Origin of the sequence: Sphingomonas sp. PR090111-T3T-6A, from assembly GCF_000383095.1 — a bacterium.
GTDB lineage: Bacteria > Pseudomonadota > Alphaproteobacteria > Sphingomonadales > Sphingomonadaceae > Solisphingomonas.
The window spans coordinates 370,941-385,622 of record NZ_AORL01000010.1 but is presented as its reverse complement, the minus strand read 5'-3'; the positions used below and the strand labels follow the sequence as shown (position 1 = coordinate 385,622).

14 protein-coding genes are annotated in these 14,682 nt (G+C 69.2%); 6 read left to right on the top strand and 8 right to left on the bottom strand.

Features of this window, described 5'->3' with window-relative positions; all coding sequences use genetic code 11:
• Positions 1–3 precede the first annotated feature (3 nt).
• The 8 genes from ST3T6A_RS19265 to ST3T6A_RS20720 all read right to left on the bottom strand — a co-directional run bounded on the left by ST3T6A_RS19265 (position 4) and on the right by ST3T6A_RS20720 (position 8,515).
• Positions 4–1,269: an outer membrane beta-barrel protein gene (locus tag ST3T6A_RS19265; RefSeq protein WP_019831726.1), complete on the bottom strand. Its 1,266-nt coding sequence runs from the start codon at positions 1,267–1,269 to the stop codon at positions 4–6.
• A 44-nt stretch (positions 1,270–1,313) separates the two neighbouring features.
• A complete protein-coding gene (locus ST3T6A_RS0104605; protein ID WP_019831725.1) occupies positions 1,314–1,880 on the bottom strand; it encodes a polysaccharide biosynthesis/export family protein in 567 nt (188 codons plus the stop codon).
• On the bottom strand, positions 1,877–2,926 hold the full coding sequence (locus tag ST3T6A_RS0104600; RefSeq protein ID WP_019831724.1) for a glycosyltransferase family 2 protein: 1,050 nt from the start codon (positions 2,924–2,926) through the stop codon (positions 1,877–1,879). Before ST3T6A_RS0104600 ends, ST3T6A_RS0104605 begins: the two co-directional genes overlap by 4 nt.
• Positions 2,923–4,059: a glycosyltransferase family 4 protein gene (locus ST3T6A_RS0104595; RefSeq protein ID WP_019831723.1), complete on the bottom strand. Its 1,137-nt coding sequence runs from the start codon at positions 4,057–4,059 to the stop codon at positions 2,923–2,925. Before ST3T6A_RS0104595 ends, ST3T6A_RS0104600 begins: the two co-directional genes overlap by 4 nt.
• Positions 4,056–5,234: a glycosyltransferase gene (locus tag ST3T6A_RS0104590; RefSeq protein WP_162140503.1), complete on the bottom strand. Its 1,179-nt coding sequence runs from the start codon at positions 5,232–5,234 to the stop codon at positions 4,056–4,058. Before ST3T6A_RS0104590 ends, ST3T6A_RS0104595 begins: the two co-directional genes overlap by 4 nt.
• A 38-nt stretch (positions 5,235–5,272) precedes the next feature.
• Positions 5,273–5,860, bottom strand: a complete 588-nt coding sequence (locus ST3T6A_RS0104585; protein ID WP_037537610.1) for a sugar transferase — start codon at positions 5,858–5,860, stop codon at positions 5,273–5,275.
• 429 nt (positions 5,861–6,289) lie between these two features.
• The gene (locus ST3T6A_RS0104580) at positions 6,290–7,588 is read right to left on the bottom strand and encodes a dicarboxylate/amino acid:cation symporter (RefSeq protein ID WP_019831720.1); all 1,299 of its coding nucleotides are present in this window, start codon (positions 7,586–7,588) and stop codon (positions 6,290–6,292) included.
• Between the two features lie 33 nt (positions 7,589–7,621).
• Positions 7,622–8,515: a hypothetical protein gene (locus ST3T6A_RS20720; RefSeq protein ID WP_157602408.1), complete on the bottom strand. Its 894-nt coding sequence runs from the start codon at positions 8,513–8,515 to the stop codon at positions 7,622–7,624.
• Positions 8,516–8,661: 146 nt separating this feature from the next.
• On the opposite strand from ST3T6A_RS20720, the gene ST3T6A_RS0104570 reads away from it, so the two are divergent.
• Genes ST3T6A_RS0104570 through ST3T6A_RS0104545 form a run of 6 tightly spaced genes read left to right on the top strand, consistent with a single transcriptional unit; the run spans position 8,662 to position 14,629 of the window.
• A complete protein-coding gene (locus ST3T6A_RS0104570; protein WP_026359424.1) occupies positions 8,662–9,303 on the top strand; it encodes a hypothetical protein in 642 nt (213 codons plus the stop codon).
• Positions 9,300–10,508: a hypothetical protein gene (locus tag ST3T6A_RS0104565; RefSeq protein WP_019831717.1), complete on the top strand. Its 1,209-nt coding sequence runs from the start codon at positions 9,300–9,302 to the stop codon at positions 10,506–10,508. Before ST3T6A_RS0104570 ends, ST3T6A_RS0104565 begins: the two co-directional genes overlap by 4 nt.
• Positions 10,505–11,461 carry an AAA family ATPase gene (locus ST3T6A_RS0104560; protein ID WP_019831716.1) on the top strand — a complete coding sequence of 319 codons (957 nt, stop codon included), beginning with the start codon at positions 10,505–10,507 and terminating at the stop codon, positions 11,459–11,461. Before ST3T6A_RS0104565 ends, ST3T6A_RS0104560 begins: the two co-directional genes overlap by 4 nt.
• The gene (locus ST3T6A_RS0104555; RefSeq protein ID WP_019831715.1) at positions 11,458–12,765 is read left to right on the top strand and encodes a DUF58 domain-containing protein; all 1,308 of its coding nucleotides are present in this window, start codon (positions 11,458–11,460) and stop codon (positions 12,763–12,765) included. The genes ST3T6A_RS0104560 and ST3T6A_RS0104555 overlap by 4 nt, the downstream gene beginning before the upstream one ends.
• Complete coding sequence (locus ST3T6A_RS0104550) at positions 12,762–13,760, top strand: stage II sporulation protein M (protein WP_019831714.1); 999 nt, start codon at positions 12,762–12,764, stop codon at positions 13,758–13,760. The genes ST3T6A_RS0104555 and ST3T6A_RS0104550 overlap by 4 nt, the downstream gene beginning before the upstream one ends.
• The gene (locus ST3T6A_RS0104545; RefSeq protein ID WP_019831713.1) at positions 13,757–14,629 is read left to right on the top strand and encodes an RDD family protein; all 873 of its coding nucleotides are present in this window, start codon (positions 13,757–13,759) and stop codon (positions 14,627–14,629) included. The genes ST3T6A_RS0104550 and ST3T6A_RS0104545 overlap by 4 nt, the downstream gene beginning before the upstream one ends.
• The last annotated feature ends 53 nt before the right edge of the window (positions 14,630–14,682 follow it).

Here is a 14,682-nt window from a genome sequence, read left to right as displayed (position 1 = left end):
TCGTTACCTTCTCAGCGTCACGCCGGCGAGAACCCTGTTGTCGACATAGGCTCTGTACCGGTCGGCGCCGTGGGAGGATTGGTCGAGCCGGTCGTAATTCAGCTCGAGAGAAGCGAAGCGGTTGAGGCGGTAGGTCATGCCCGCGCTGGTCGCGAGCCGGCCGTCCACCCGGTCGAGATTGTTGAACTTGTTGGACTGGTAGCCGACCGACGCGCTGAGGATGATCTGGCGGAACAGCTCATGGTCGATGCGGATCGAGCCCTCGCTCGACAGATAGCCGCCCGACCCCGGAATGCCGGAATCGAGCACCGAACGATCGGCGTTCAGCGTGACGGTGGTAAGCTGGCTCGGGAAGAATTGCAGCCGCGCGTTGAAGCCCAGGCCCGACAGGTCGGTGTAATGGGCCAGGCGGAAATTCTGCCGGATATAGCCGACGCCGATGCTGCCGCGCATCAGCGCGGTCGGCTCGAAATCGACGCCCGCGAGGATCTGGTATCCGTGGGAGTCGCGTTCCGGCGTATCCACCGTGCCGGTGCGGAAATTGCGGCTGTTATAGGCCGCGCTCACGAACCAGGCGAGCGAGGGCGACTGCGCATAGGAGGCGCGGACGCCCACGCGATAGCTGGTGTTGTCGCTGGTCTGCTGGTCGTAGACCGAGCCGTCCGCCAGCCGCCCGTTGCGATAGTCGAAGCGCGCCACCCGCGCGTCGCCGGTCACGCGCAGCCGCCCGAAATCCTGCGTCAGCGCCACCGCGCCGGACTGCTCGGCATAGCGGACCGGGTGGATGGTCTGGGCGAAGATGTCCTGCGACAGGCGGGACTGGTGGTCGCTCTCCACGCGGGCGGCGGCGCGCAGGATGGTGTCCCGGCTGATCTGGTAGAGGCCCGAGGCGGTCACCGCATAATCGGCGATATTCTCGCTGGTGCGGTGGAAATAGCGGTCGATCGTGCCGGTGGCATCGAGGGTGACGCTGTTCTGGCTCCAGTTGGACTGGATCTGCGCCTCGGGCTGGAAGCGCACGAAACCGTCCGACACCCGATCATGCTCGGTGGCGAAGATATTGTCGTCATAGCCGCCGCTCACGCTGATCGAGGGCGAGAGCGTGAAGGCACCCATCGGGATGCCGGGCGGGACATAGCCCGGCTGCACCCGCTCCAGCACGGCGGTGTAGCGCTTCTCGATCTGCGGCGGCTCGGGCGGCAGCAGAGGCGCCTCCTGCGGAGACGCGACGGCAGGCGCGGCGAAGGCGCCGCCCAGGAGGCCGAACATCGCGCCATGTCGCCAGGGGAAGGGGCGGGAGTGCGCCACGGAACTCAGAAGTGCCGCTCTCGGACCCTGATGGTGTCGCCCGGCTGCACGATCAGGTCTGCGGTGAGCGGCTCGCGCTGCTCGGCGGCTGCGCCACTATGGCGGACCATCACCATCTTCTGGTTGGCGCGGTAGGTGAACCCCCCGGCCGTGGCGACCGCGGCCAGCACGGTCATGCCCGACTGATAGGGATATTGGCCCGCCTTGTTCACTTCGCCCAGCACATAAACGGGGCGCGTGGAGATCATGTCCACCACCAGATGCGGGTCCTTGAAGTAATGCGCGTCGAGCTGCTTGGTCAGCGTGTCGCTGAACTCGCCCAGCGTCAGGCCCTGCGCCTTGATCATGCCGACCAGCGGGAAGGAAATCTGGCCTTCGCTGTTGACCGAATACTCGCCGCTCAGGTTGGGCTCGTTATAGACGGTGATGCGCACCCGATCGTCCGGCCCCAGCTTGTAGACATAGGGCGTCGGCGCCGCGGCACCCTGCGGCGTCCCGGCGATGTCGTTTGCGCAGCCCGCGACGGGCAGCACCAGCAACAGCCCCGCGATCATCCGCTTCATCCGGTTCATGCTTGTCTCTCGCCTCCACTTTCGGCCGTCGCAGCCGTTGCAATGCCGCGGCGGGACGCATGTTCCGCGCCTCGGCTCCGCCCAGCGGCCATCCGTCGCAGGAAGCCCGCTCCCCACGCGAAGTGCATGGTGGCGAGCGCAGGCGCCGCAAGCAGGACACAGGCCGATCCCGCGTCGATCGCGAGGCTCAGGCTAGCCGCCAGCAGTACCGCGAAATAACCGAGCGGAACGATCAGTGCATAAGGGGTGACCAGCGACAGGATCAGGCTGGCCGTCACCGCGAGCAGCACTGCCGGCGGCAGCATCTGCCGCAGCCGGAGCCTCTCGCCATGTTTGAGCCAGGTCTGCGCCCGGCCCGATCCGTAGCGGCGATACTGCTTCGCAAGGCCGGTCAGCGTCGAGCGCGGGAAATAGGTGACGGGAATGCCGACATCGAGCCAGATGCGCCCGCCCTGCGCGCGGATGCGGGCATCCAGCTCGGCATCCTCATTGGCCTCGAACGTCTCGTCATAGCCCCCCGCCCGCTCGAAGGCGGCGCGGCGGAACGCGGCGTGGTGGCCATGATCGACGAAGCAGGAGACACGCCCCATGCGGTGCGCCGATCCGCCCGTGCCGACGCGGCTGTTCTGCGCCGCCGCCACGGCCCGCTGGAGGCAGTTCCGCCCGACCGTGTCGAGCCGCACCACCACGCTGTCCGCTCCGCTGGCCTCCAGCGCGGCCAGCAGCCGGCCGACATACTGGCCGGGATAGAGCGCATGGGCATCCACGCGCACGATCACGCCGAAGCGCCGGTCCGCCATCGCCACCGCGCGGTTGACCCCGGCAGCCTGGATGCGATCCGGGTTGTCGATCAGGCGGACGCGGGGCTCGCTCCGGGCGATGCGATGCACCGCCTCCTGCGTGCCGTCGCGCGAGCCGCCGTCGGCGACGAGGATCTCGCCGACCACCTCCGGCGGCTCGGCCAGCAGATGCGCCAGAAGCCCCTCGATATGGGCGATCTCGTTCAGGGTCGGGATGACGACCGCAGCCGGTCCATACAGGCTCATGCAGGGGTCCATTCGGGAAGCAGCGCCGCGACGAAGCGCTCGCTGGAACGCGCGAGGCCGCCTTCGGCCAGCCGCCGCGCGGCGAGTGCGCGATAGGCGCTAAGGCGATCGGGCTCGATCACGCGCGCCATCGCGGCCGCAAGGTCGGCCGTGGCGAAGTCGATCCGGTGCGTGTCGGGCAGATAATCCCGGAACACGTCGATTTCGCTGGCGAGGAGCGGCAAGCCGTAGGTCATCGCCTCCAGCATCACGAGCGGCACACCCTCCCAGCGCGACGGCATCAGCAGCACGTCGGCGGCGGCGAGCGCGTCCTGCGGACGCTCGGTCCAGGGAATGGTGCGGAGCGCCACGCGCCCCTCCAGCTCGGTGCGAAGCTCCTCGCACAGCGCCGCGCCCTCGCCGCCGCCGACGATCAGGAAGGTCCAGCCGCTGAGCCGCTCCGCCTGCCGCCGGATCGCATCGGCCAGCGTGTCGAGGCCTTTCTGGCGCACATCGAGCCGGCCGAGGAACAGCGCGACGCGCGCCTCCTGCTCCAGCCCCAGCGCGACGCGGGCGCCGTCCCGTCCTGGACGCGGCGGCGGATCGACGACATTGTCGACCACGGCCACCGGCGCGCGACCGCCCGCCGCCGTCACCTGCCCCGCCACGGCGCGGCCGGGCACGATGAAGCGATCGGGGCGTCGATAGAGCCTGCGCCGCACGATATCCCCCGGCACGGCCGCCCGGCCCAGTTCCGTCATGCGATGCGCCATCGGCACATAGCTCACGAGGAACTGGTCCGCCGGCGCCGCCAGCGTCGGCACGGCGCAATTCTCGATCCGGCCTTGCAGGAGCAGCGTCGTGGTCGGCCGCTCCTCCGCGATCAAGTGGCGAACGGCGCGCGCATAGCCTTGCCGGAAACCCGCCAGATAGGGCTCGGCGCGTTGCTTGGTGAAGCCCCAGCCCTTCGCATCGAAGCGCTCGGAGGCGAAAGGCGCCAGCCGGTCCGACAGGCGCACATTGCCGGCCGGGAAGCGCATGGCGATCCGGTCGAACACGCGGCTTTCCACCAGTGCCGGCAGGAAGCGCAGGAACATCGCCTCATGCCCGCCGAAATCGAGACTGTCCTGAATGACCAGCAGCGAGCGCGTCATCGCGTCATCCCCGCATGGTCGCCGATCGCCCGCTCGTAGACGGCGCGCGTGAGCCCGCCGATCTCGGCCCAGCCCATCACGTCATGCGCGGGCCGCTGGGTCGGGCGGCGGCCGATCGAGTCCGTGATGGCGGCGGCGAGCCGATCGATATCCTCGGGCGGGACGAGCGCACCGGCTCCCGGCGCCTCGCCCAGCATCGCGCGGAAAGCGCCGAGGTCGCTCGCGATCAACCAGCGATCCAGCTCCGCGACGAGATGGAGCACGCCGCTCGCGTCGATCGTACGATAGGGGAAGACGAAGGCGTCCGCGCTCCGGAGCAGCGACGCCATCTCGGCCTCGCCGAGCCGGCGGTCGCGCAGCACGAAATCGAGGCCGAGGCCCAGCTCGCGCACGCGCGCCCGGATCGGATCGAGGTCGGTCTGCGGCTCGCCCGCGACGATCACCTCCAGCTTCTCGCGAGTCGCGGGATCGATGCGGCCGAGCGCCTCTACCAGCAGGTCCGCGCCCTTATAGGCCTGAAGCCGGCCGAACAGCACCACGCGCCAACGGTCGCCGGAGCGCGGCTCGGGCGGGGCCGGCATCAGCGGCAGGAGCCCGTGCGGCACGATGCTCACCCGCTCCGCCGGAAGCCCCCGCGCCAGCAGCGCGTCGCGCCCCTCCGCGGTGTGGACGATGAGATGGTCGGCCAATGCCAGCACCGCGTCATAGCCGCTCACCTGAAGCGCGCTCACCGGGCGGCCGTTGAATGGCTTGATGTCGTGCACGGTCATCACCACCGGCCGGGACCGGCGGATCCGCGCGATGGCGCGCGCATCGAGCAGCGGCAGCGCCGACCACTGGAAATGCACGAGATCATGAGCCTCCGCCCGGGCGACGAGACGTCGCAGACCAGCGGCATGCTCCAGCCCCTTCACCGCCTTCGCCCATTGGCCGGTGCGCCGGCGCCGGCCGTCGGTCCATGGATAGAAGAAACGGTCCGTGGCGAAGGCGGAGAGGAGATCCTCCTCCCCCGCCCTCAACCCGCGTGTCGCCCAGACCGGATCGATGCCATTGGCCGCGAGGCCGCCGGACAACGCCGCGTCATAGGGCGCCGTGAACAGCGAGGGATCGACTTGCAGCACGGCCAGGCGGCGGAGGGGAGTCCCACCGTCCCGGCCGGCTGCAAGTTCGTTCACCTTATCCATCCACGCACGCATCGGATGCAGGGGCGCGTTCAGAACGACCCCTTGCTGGCCAGCACCGCCGGAACCGTCCGCACGAGGATCGAGATGTCCGTGCCGACCGAGCGGCTGCGGCTGTAGACGGTGTCCATTGCCACGCGGCGGCGATAGCTGGTGTCGTTGCGCCCGCTCACCTGCCAGAGGCCGGTGATGCCGGGGCGCACCGCGCAATAGAAGCGGAAGTAGCGGCCATAACGCGCCACCTCGTCGGCCACGATCGGGCGCGGCCCGACCAGGCTCATATGCCCAACCAGCACGTTGAAGAGCTGCGGCAGCTCGTCGAGGCTGGATTTGCGCAGGAAACGGCCCAGCGGCGTGATCCGCGGGTCCATCCTGAGCTTCTGGTCCATCGCCCATTCCGCCCGCGCCGCCGGATCGGTTTCCAGCAGATGGCGAAGGCGCGCCTCGGAATCGCGGACCATCGTCCGGAGCTTGAGGCAGGGGAAGGTGCGCCCGCCCCGGCCGATCCGGCGGTGCACGAAAATCGGCCCGCCGCCATCATGCGCCGAGATGGCGAGGCAGAGGATCACGATCACCGGCAGCAGGATCGCCAGAGCAATCACTGCAATCATCACATCCATAAACCGTGACGCATTGGCGTCGAATACATGGATTACGGTTTTCCGATCTGCCTCTTTATCAATATTGGCCGTAACTCGCTCGATCGACATACGCGAACGAAAGAAGCCATCATACGCCATGGCCCACCCTTCCGAATCCTGACTGGAACGCCGCGATGCAATATCTCTACTTTTTTTAGCAATGCCCAGCCTTTCATGCTCGGATCATCGCGCATTACTAGACAGTTCATCGCAATTGCGAAATGACGACTTCCTGGATTTTTCTATTCATCGCCACGCCGCAACGACTAATCGAAACAGCGATAACAGCGCTGTCAGGGCGAACACCCGCCCACGACGAACGTTCCATGTCTGACGCAATTTTTCGCATGTGAGACGAAAAAGCCGCGTTCGCGTGTTACGCGGCCTTGTCGATTCACAAAGCGATGCTCAGCCTTGTGCGGACCGTCCGTCGAGGGCGGCGGACAGCTTGTCGCGGTCCAGTCCACCTTCCCAGCGCGCAACGACGATGGTCGCCACTGCGTTCCCGATATAATTGGTCAGGCTGCGGCATTCTGACATGAACCGGTCTACACCCAAGATGAGTGCCATGCCGGCGACCGGAACATCGGGCACGATCGAGAGTGTCGCGGCCAATGTGATGAAGCCCGCGCCGGTCACGCCCGCCGCGCCTTTCGAGGACAGCATCGCCACGCCGAGCAGCAGCGCCTGCTGCCCCCACGTCAGGTGCACGTCGCAGGCCTGGGCGATGAACAGCGCGGCGAGCGTCATGTAGATGTTGGTGCCGTCGAGGTTGAAGGAATAGCCCGTCGGCACGACGAGGCCGACCACGGGTTTGGCGCATCCAGCCGCCTCCATCTTCTCGATGAGCGCGGGCAGCGCCGCTTCCGACGAGGAGGTGCCGAGCACCAGCAGCAACTCGGCCCTGAGGTAACGGATCAATTTCAGGATTGAAAAGCCGTTGGCCCAGCCGACCGCCCCCAGCACCACCAGCACGAAGATCAGCGCCGTCAGATAGAAGGTCGCCACCAGCCCGGCGAGGTTGGCGAGCGTCCCCACGCCATATTTGCCGACCGTGAAGGCGATCGCCCCGAACGCGCCGACAGGCGCCGCGCGCATCAGGATGCCGACCAGCCGGAACACGATGCGGGAGAGATGCTCCAGCATCTCGATCACCGGCCGCGCGGGCTCCCCCACCAGCGAGGCGGAAACCGCGAACAGCACCGCGATCAGCAGCGTCTGGAGGATGTCCCCTTCGGTGAGCGGCGAGAGGATGGTGGTCGGGATGATATGGGTGAGGAAACCTACGATCGATTGCTCGTGCGCGGCCTTGGCGTAGTTCGCCACCGCCCCCTGATCGAGCGAGGCGGGCGCGATGTGCAACCCGGTGCCGGGATGGACGACGTGGGCGACGGTCAGCCCCACGAACAGCGCCAGCGTCGAGAAGGTGAGGAAATAGGCGAAGGCCTTGGCCGCCACCCGGCCGACCGCGCCCAGTTCGCGCATGCCCGCGATGCCGGTGACGATGGTGAGGAAGATCACCGGCGCAATCACCATCTTCACCAGATTGATGAAGGCGTCGCCCAGCGGCTTCATCGCCGCGCCCACCGAGGGCGCGAAGATGCCCAGCAAGGCGCCCAGCGCGATCGCCACCAGAACCTGGAGATAGAGATGCCCCGCAGCATGGGGGCGGGCGTGGGTGGCGGGCTGGCTTTCGGGTCGCAACATGCGTCGTTCAGATCCTCTCGGCGCGGCCGGGCGTCAAGCGAACACCTCTGCCAGCATGGGAATGGCGAAGCCCTCGCGGACCCGCCTCAATTCGACATAGACCGCCGCGAAGAAACCGGCATGTACGATCGCGCTCAATATCGCCACCAGCGCCTGCACCACGATCAGCAGTGTGGCGGCCGGAGCAGCGTCCCCGATCAGCCCTCGCATCGCGACATTGCCGACCAGCGACACCAGCATGGTCAGCACCAGCATCAGCAAGGCCGCGACCAGCATCCGGCCGCGCGAGCCCATGGCGAGCATCCGGCTGCGGCGAAGCGCCTCGATGATGCCGGTCCGCTCATTGACCATCACCGGAATGGCGGCGAGCCAGTTCAGCGCCATCACCACGCCGGGCACGACGAACAGCAGCAGCGACGCCAGAAAACCCAGATAGCCGAGCACCGTCACCGCCAGAGTCGGCAGCAGCAGCCCCGGCGCCAGCCGGATGGCGGAGCCCAGCGTGACGTCCCGCCCCTCGCCCCGCTGCGCCCAGAAGCGGATCGCCACGATGTAGAACAGGAAGCTGCACAGCAGGAGCGCCAGCATTCCGCCGGTCATGGCTGCGGGAAAGGTACGGAACAGCCCGATCAGCCGATCGGCCTGCGCATTCGGCCCGGTGCCGGGCGACACAGCCGGCAGCTCCGGCATCACCGCGCGGAGCGTCATCATCCAGAGCATCTGCGGCAGGCCCACCAGCAGCAGCGCGAGCAAGGCGACCGGGCGCCCCTCCCTGCCGAACACGGCGAAGCTCCTCCCCAAGACGCTGCCGATGTCGAACGTCTCGATCAGCTCGACCGGCTCCCGGCGGGACCGCAGCCATAGCCAGATGCCAAGCGTCACGAACGGACCCAGCAGGAACAGGCCCAGCATCAGCATGGCCATCACGATCGGAGCCCCCCCTCACGAACGCTATCGGTTCACCCTCCTGTCTCTCCCGTCCGGAGGCGCCTGTCCAGCCGCAACGCGCTTGCCTCCCGCGCCCGAGGCGATAGTCTCGGCCCGCCTGGGGCAGGCACGGGGGTGTGATCCGGGTGCGTTCGACGGCGGGGCCAGCAGCGACGGGCACGGGTGGAGACGCCTTCGCAGCCGCCCACGCGCGGGTGCTGGCGGACCCGCAGATCCAGTTCGCCCTGCCGCATGTCCAGAGGCCGGAGCCTCCGCTGTGGCTGATCCGGCTGGCGCACGCGCTGGCCGCCGCCTGGCCCGCGATCCGCATCGTCGGCCTGGTCGTGATGGGGCTGGCGGCCGTCGCCCTGATCGGGCTGATCGGGATGCGCCTGCTGAAACTCAAATGGCCATGGAAGCGCCCCGGCCGGGAGGATGCCCCGCCCGAGGAGGACGAATGGCGCCCCGACGCAGCACCGGCCCGCGCATTGCTGGCCGAGGCGGACGCCCTCGCCGCCGCCGGCCGCTATGCCGAAGCCGCCCGTCTGCTGCTCCAGCGCTCGATCGAGGACATCATGCGCCGCCGCCCCGGCCTCGTCCGCCCGGCGACCACCAGCCGCGATCTCGCGGTGACGCCGTCGATGCCCGTCGCGGCCCGCCCTGCCTTCGCCGCCATCGCCGAAGTGGTGGAGATGAGCCTGTTCGCCGATCGCGGCGCCACCGCCGGCGCGTGGGAGCGGGCGCGCGCGGCCTATGCCGACTTCGCGCTGCCGGGACATTGGCGATGAGCGCCTCCGACACGCCCTTCTCCACCCGCGCCGTCGCGATGATCGTCGTGGCGGGCGTGGTGGCGTTCGCCGCCTTCCTGCTGCTGATCGCCTTCGCCCCCGATTTCCGGTCCGGCCATGACGCCCGCGCCCATGCGCTCTCCACCAGCGGCACCGGCTATGCCGGCCTCGTCAGGCTGACGGACGCGATGGGCAGCCATTCGCTGATCGTGCGGGACGATCAGCATATCTGCACGGCCACCATGCTGGTGGTGACGCCCGAGGCCTATGGCGATCCCGCCGCGCTTTCCCGGCTCGTCGATCGGCATTGCAGGGGTGCCATGCTGATCATGCTGCCCAAATGGCGCACCCAGCCGCTCCGCGAGCATAGCAGCTGGGCACAGACCATCGGCATGGACTCGCCCGCTGCCAATGTCATGGCGCTCCGCAAGATCGCGCCCGCCATCGCGCTGGAACAGACGCCCTTCGCCGGAACGCCCCGCCTCTGGCCGGCGGACATTCCCCGCCTCGCCCGCGCCCGGATCGGACCGCAGAAGGAGCAGCAACGCCTGACAGGCAGCGGCTTCACCCCTCTTCTCCTCGACCGCGACGGCCGCGTCGTCCTCGGGCGGATCATGGGCACGCGCATCTATGTGCTGGCCGAGCCCGATCTGCTCAACAATCAGGGGATGGCCGATCCCTGGACCGCGCGGCAGGGCTGGCAGGTGGTCGATGATCTCATGACCAGCAACGAACTGGCCTTCGATCTCACGACCAACGGCTTCGGTCAGCAGAAGAGCCCGCTCCAGCTCCTCTTCAAGCCGCCCTTCCTGCCGGTGACGCTGTGCATCGCCGCGGCGGGGCTGCTCGCGGGATTGCACGGCGCCTTCCGCTTCGGCGCGCCCGCCGGACAGGGTCGGGCCATCGCGCTCGGCAAGCGGACGCTGGTGGACAATGCCGCCCAGCTCTTCCGCGCCGCGCGCAAGGAGCATCGCGTCGGCGCCGCCTATGCCGCGCTCACCCGCGACCTTACGGCGCAGGCGACGGCCGCGCCGGCCCGCCTCTCGGGCGAAGCGCTCGACCATTATCTCGACCATGCCGGCCGCCACGCCGGCGACGAACCCTACGCCACCCTCGCCTGGCACGCCGAGACGGCGGAGGACCGGGATCAACTGCTCGGCGCCGCGCGCGCCCTGTACCGCTGGAGAAGGAACCGCACGCGATGACGCTCGATGAGGTGAAGGGGCTCGGCGATCGCATCGCGGGCGAGGTCGGCAAGGCTGTGGTCGGGCAGGACGACACCGTCCGCCACCTGCTGATCGCGCTCTTCTCGGCCGGCCATGTGCTGCTGGAGGGGCCGCCGGGAACGGCCAAGACCTTCCTCGCCCAATGTTTCGCGGCGACGCTGGGGCTGGATTTCCGGCGCATCCAGTTCACGCCGGACCTGATGCCCGGCGACATCACCGGCTCCAATATCTTCAACTTCCTGACATCCTCCTTCTCGCTGACGCGCGGGCCGGTGTTCTGCGACCTTCTCCTTTCCGACGAGATCAACCGCGCGCCGCCCAAGACGCAGGCCGCGCTGCTGGAGGCGATGCAGGAGCGATCGGTGACGCTCGACGGCGTGTCGCACCCGCTGTCGGACCGCTTCATGGTGGTGGCGACGCAGAATCCGATCGAGAATCAGGGCGTCTATCCGCTGCCCGAGGCTCAGCTCGACCGCTTCCTGTTCAAGCTGCTGGTCGATTATCCGGACGAGGCCGAGGAGCTGCGCATCGTCGCCACCCACGGCGCGGAGCGCGGCTCGCCGACGCCCGGCCGCTGGGGCGTGGAGCGCCAGGCCGATGCCGCGACGCTCTCGGCCGCCGTCGCCGCCGTCGCGCAGGTGACGCTGGTGGACGAGGTGGTGCGCTACATCGTCCGCCTCGTCCGCGCGACGCGGGCCAGCCCGGAGCTGATCATGGGCGCGAGCCCGCGTGCCGCCGTGATGCTGGCGGGCGCGGCACGAGCCGCCGCCGCGCTCGACGGGCGCGACTATGTGGTGCCGGACGATGTCCGCGCACTGGCGCCGGCAGTGCTGCGCCACCGCCTCGCCCTCTCGCCCGCCGCCGAGATCGATGGCCGCCGGCCGGAGGAAGTGGTCGCCACCCTCATCGCCGAAGTCGAAGCGCCGCGGTGACGCCCCGCGCCAGCCTCTACCCGACCGCGCGCGCCGTGCTGCTGATGGCGGCGGGCGTGCCGGCGGCGCTCACGGTCGGCATCGTCTGGCCGCATCTGTGGACGCTGGGTTTCGGGTGGATGTTGTTCGTGATCCTGCTGCTCGGGCTGGACGCGGTGCTGGCGCCTCCGGGGCGGAGGATCGTGGCGAGGCTCGGCATGCCCCGCTCGGCGCCGGTGGGCGGCACGGTGGAGCTGCGGCTGGCGGTCGACGCACCGGCGCGCGTGGAGGCGACGGTCGACATCGATCCGCATCTCACCCCGCTCGGTTCGCTCCGCCCCACGTTGTCACGCGAACGGCCCGAGGCGCGCCTTCCACTGGAGGCGTCACGACGAGGCACCGCGCCGCTCTCCGCGCTCTGGCTGCGCTGGCAGGGGCCGCTCGGCCTCGTCTGGAAGCAACGCCGCGAGCCGCGCGACGAGGCCGTCCTCATCACCCCCGACACCCGCCCCGCGCGCGAGCAGAGCCAGCTCTTCATCCGTCACGCCCAGGCCGGCGAGACGGCCCGGCGCGAGATAGGCACCGGCGCGGAGTTCCAGTCGCTGAAACCCTGGATCGACGGCATGGACCGCCGCGCGATCGACTGGAAGCAATCCGCCCGCCATGCCATGCTGCTCGCCAAGGACTGGCAGATCGAGCGCAACAACCAGATCCTGCTCGCCATCGACGCCGGCCGCGCCATGGCCGAGCCCGTCGGCGGCGTGCCCCGCATCGACCGCGCCGTCTCCGCCGCGCTGCTGGCCGCCTATGTCACGCTGAAGCTCGACGATCGCGTCGGCCTCTTCGCCTATGCCGAGCAGCCGCTGGCGGCGAGCGCGATCGGCCATGGCATCGCCACCTTCCCCGCCATCCAGCGGCTCGCGGCGGGCATCGACTATGGCACGCGCGAGACCAACCACACGCTCGGCCTCACCCGCCTGGCCCAGCGGCTCGACCGGCGGACGCTGATCGTGCTGTTCACCGAGTTCACCGACCCCACCAGCGCCGAGCTGATGGTGAAGGCCTGCGCGCCGCTCCTGAAGCGCCACCTGCTGCTCTTCCTCATCCACCGCGACGAGGAGCTGGAGAGCCTCGCCGCCGCCGAGCCGCTCGCCCCCGAGGACGTCACCCGCGCCGTCGCCGCGCAGGCCTTGCTGAGGGAGCGCGCCATCGTCGCCGCAAGGCTGAGGCGAATGGGCGTGCATGTCGTCGAGGCGGGGCATGAGGGTGGCGGCTCCGCGCTGGTCGAGGCCTATCTGATGCTCAAGCGGCAGAGGCTGCTGTGAACGGCGCGCTTCCCTCCGCCCGCTTCCGGGCCGAGCGCGAGGCCGACTGGCGGCGCCTCGAAGCCCTGCTCGACCGCGCCGAGAAGCGCTCGGCCGCGGCACTCGACGAGGAGGAGCTGCTGGCCCTCCCCACCCTCTATCGCGCCACCATCTCGGCGCTGTCGGTGGCACGCGAGACGTCGCTGGACCGGGCACTGATCGACTATCTGGAGGGGCTCTCCACCCGTGCCTATTTCTTCCTCTACGGCGTGCGCGGGCGGATCGGCCCCCGCATCCTCGCCTTCTTCCGGCAGGACTGGCCGGCCGCGATGAGGGCGCTGTGGCGGGAGACGATCGCCTCCGCGCTGCTGCTGCTGGCGGGGACGATCGCGGGCTATGTGTTGGTCCTTTCCGATCCGGGCTGGTTCCCGGCGATGGTGTCCGGCGACCTCGCGCAAGGGCGCGGACCGGAAGCCACGACCCAGATGCTCCGCGACGTGCTCTACGGCGGAGGCCATGGGCGGCACATGGACGGGCTGGAGATGCTCGCCACCTTCCTCTTCACGCACAACGCGCAGATGGCGCTGCTGTGCTTCGCGCTGGGTTTCCTGCTGGCGGTGCCGAGCACGTTGCTGCTGGTCGCCAACGGGCTGACGCTGGGCGCTTTCCTCGCGCTCTATGCCGGGCGGGGGCTGGCGGGCGACCTGATCGGCTGGCTCTGCGTCCATGGTACCACCGAACTGTTCGCGATCGTGGTGGCGGGCGCGGCGGGCATTCGCATCGGCTGGGCCGCCGCCTTCCCCGGCCGGCTGTCACGGCTCGACAGCATGGCGGATGCGGGCAGGCTCTCGGGCACCGCGATGGCGGGCGTGGTGGTGATGCTGTTCGTGGCGGCGCTGCTCGAAGGCTTCGTGCGGCAGCTCGTGACGGTGGAGGCGCTGCGCTACGTCATCGGGGTGACGATGCTCGGCGTGTGGCTCGCCTATTTCTACGGCACGGCGAGGAAGGCCGCATGAGCCGCCGCCTGCCCGTCGAGGTGAAGCGCGTCCGGATGCTGGTGACGCCGGAGGGGATCAGCCTGCCGCTCGATCTCGCCGATGCCGGGCAGCGTGCGGGCGCCTTCCTGCTCGACCTGCTGATCCTGGGCGGCGTCTTCATCGCCTTCACGCTGCTGATGCTGCTGGCCGGGATGATCGTCGGGAAGGAGGTCGCCTTCCGGGCGGCCTGGACCCTGTGGCTGGCGGGGGCCTTCTTCCTGCGGAACTTTTATTTCACCTGGTTCGAGGCGCGGCCGCGCGGGCGGACGCCGGGCAAGCGCGCACTGGGCCTCAGGGTCATCGCGCGCCATGGCGGACGGCTGACGCTCGACGCCGTGATCGCCCGCAACGCGATGCGCGAGGTGGAGTTCTTCCTGCCGCTCACCTTCCTCGCGATGAGCGGCGGGAAGGATGGACCGGAGGGCTGGGCGATCATCTGCGGCCTGTTGTGGAGCGCGATCTTCCTGTTCATGCCGCTGATGAACCGCGACCGCTTGCGCGCGGGCGATCTGCTGGCCGGCACCTGGGTGATCCGCGCGCCGCGCCGCCCGCTGCTCCCCGAGCTGACCGAACAGGCCGAGGACCTGAGCTTCACCGACGAGGAGCTGGATGCCTACGGCGTCTATGAGCTGGAGACGCTGGAGACCGTTATCCGGCAGGCGCACGCCCCCGCCATCGCCACCGTCACCGCCAGCATCGCCCGCCGCATCCACCGCGAATATTGGAGCGATGAGGGCGGCCCGCGCGATCTCGCCTTCCTTCAGGCCTATTATGCGGGGCTCAGGGGCCGGCTCGAACAGAAGCTCCTCTTCGGCAAGCGCCGCGCCGACAAGCACGCACCCTCCTGAGCGCTCGTTCGTTAAGCCCTTGGGCGGGCCGGGGAAAAAGCCGGAGGACTTCC

Excerpts from the sequence above, each read along its gene's own strand:
- ST3T6A_RS0104565 (WP_019831717.1), top strand. The coding sequence starts at position 9,300 with ATGAGCGCCTCCGACACGCCCTTCTCCACCCGCGCCGTCGCGATGATC.
- ST3T6A_RS0104545 (WP_019831713.1), top strand. The coding sequence starts at position 13,757 with ATGAGCCGCCGCCTGCCCGTCGAGGTGAAGCGCGTCCGGATGCTGGTG.
- ST3T6A_RS0104560 (WP_019831716.1), top strand. The coding sequence starts at position 10,505 with ATGACGCTCGATGAGGTGAAGGGGCTCGGCGATCGCATCGCGGGCGAG.
- ST3T6A_RS0104595 (WP_019831723.1), bottom strand. The coding sequence starts at position 4,059 with ATGACGCGCTCGCTGCTGGTCATTCAGGACAGTCTCGATTTCGGCGGG.
- ST3T6A_RS0104600 (WP_019831724.1), bottom strand. The coding sequence starts at position 2,926 with ATGAGCCTGTATGGACCGGCTGCGGTCGTCATCCCGACCCTGAACGAG.
- ST3T6A_RS19265 (WP_019831726.1), bottom strand. The coding sequence starts at position 1,269 with ATGTTCGGCCTCCTGGGCGGCGCCTTCGCCGCGCCTGCCGTCGCGTCT.
- ST3T6A_RS0104580 (WP_019831720.1), bottom strand. The coding sequence starts at position 7,588 with ATGTTGCGACCCGAAAGCCAGCCCGCCACCCACGCCCGCCCCCATGCT.
- ST3T6A_RS0104605 (WP_019831725.1), bottom strand. The coding sequence starts at position 1,880 with ATGAACCGGATGAAGCGGATGATCGCGGGGCTGTTGCTGGTGCTGCCC.
- ST3T6A_RS0104585 (WP_037537610.1), bottom strand. The coding sequence starts at position 5,860 with ATGGATGTGATGATTGCAGTGATTGCTCTGGCGATCCTGCTGCCGGTG.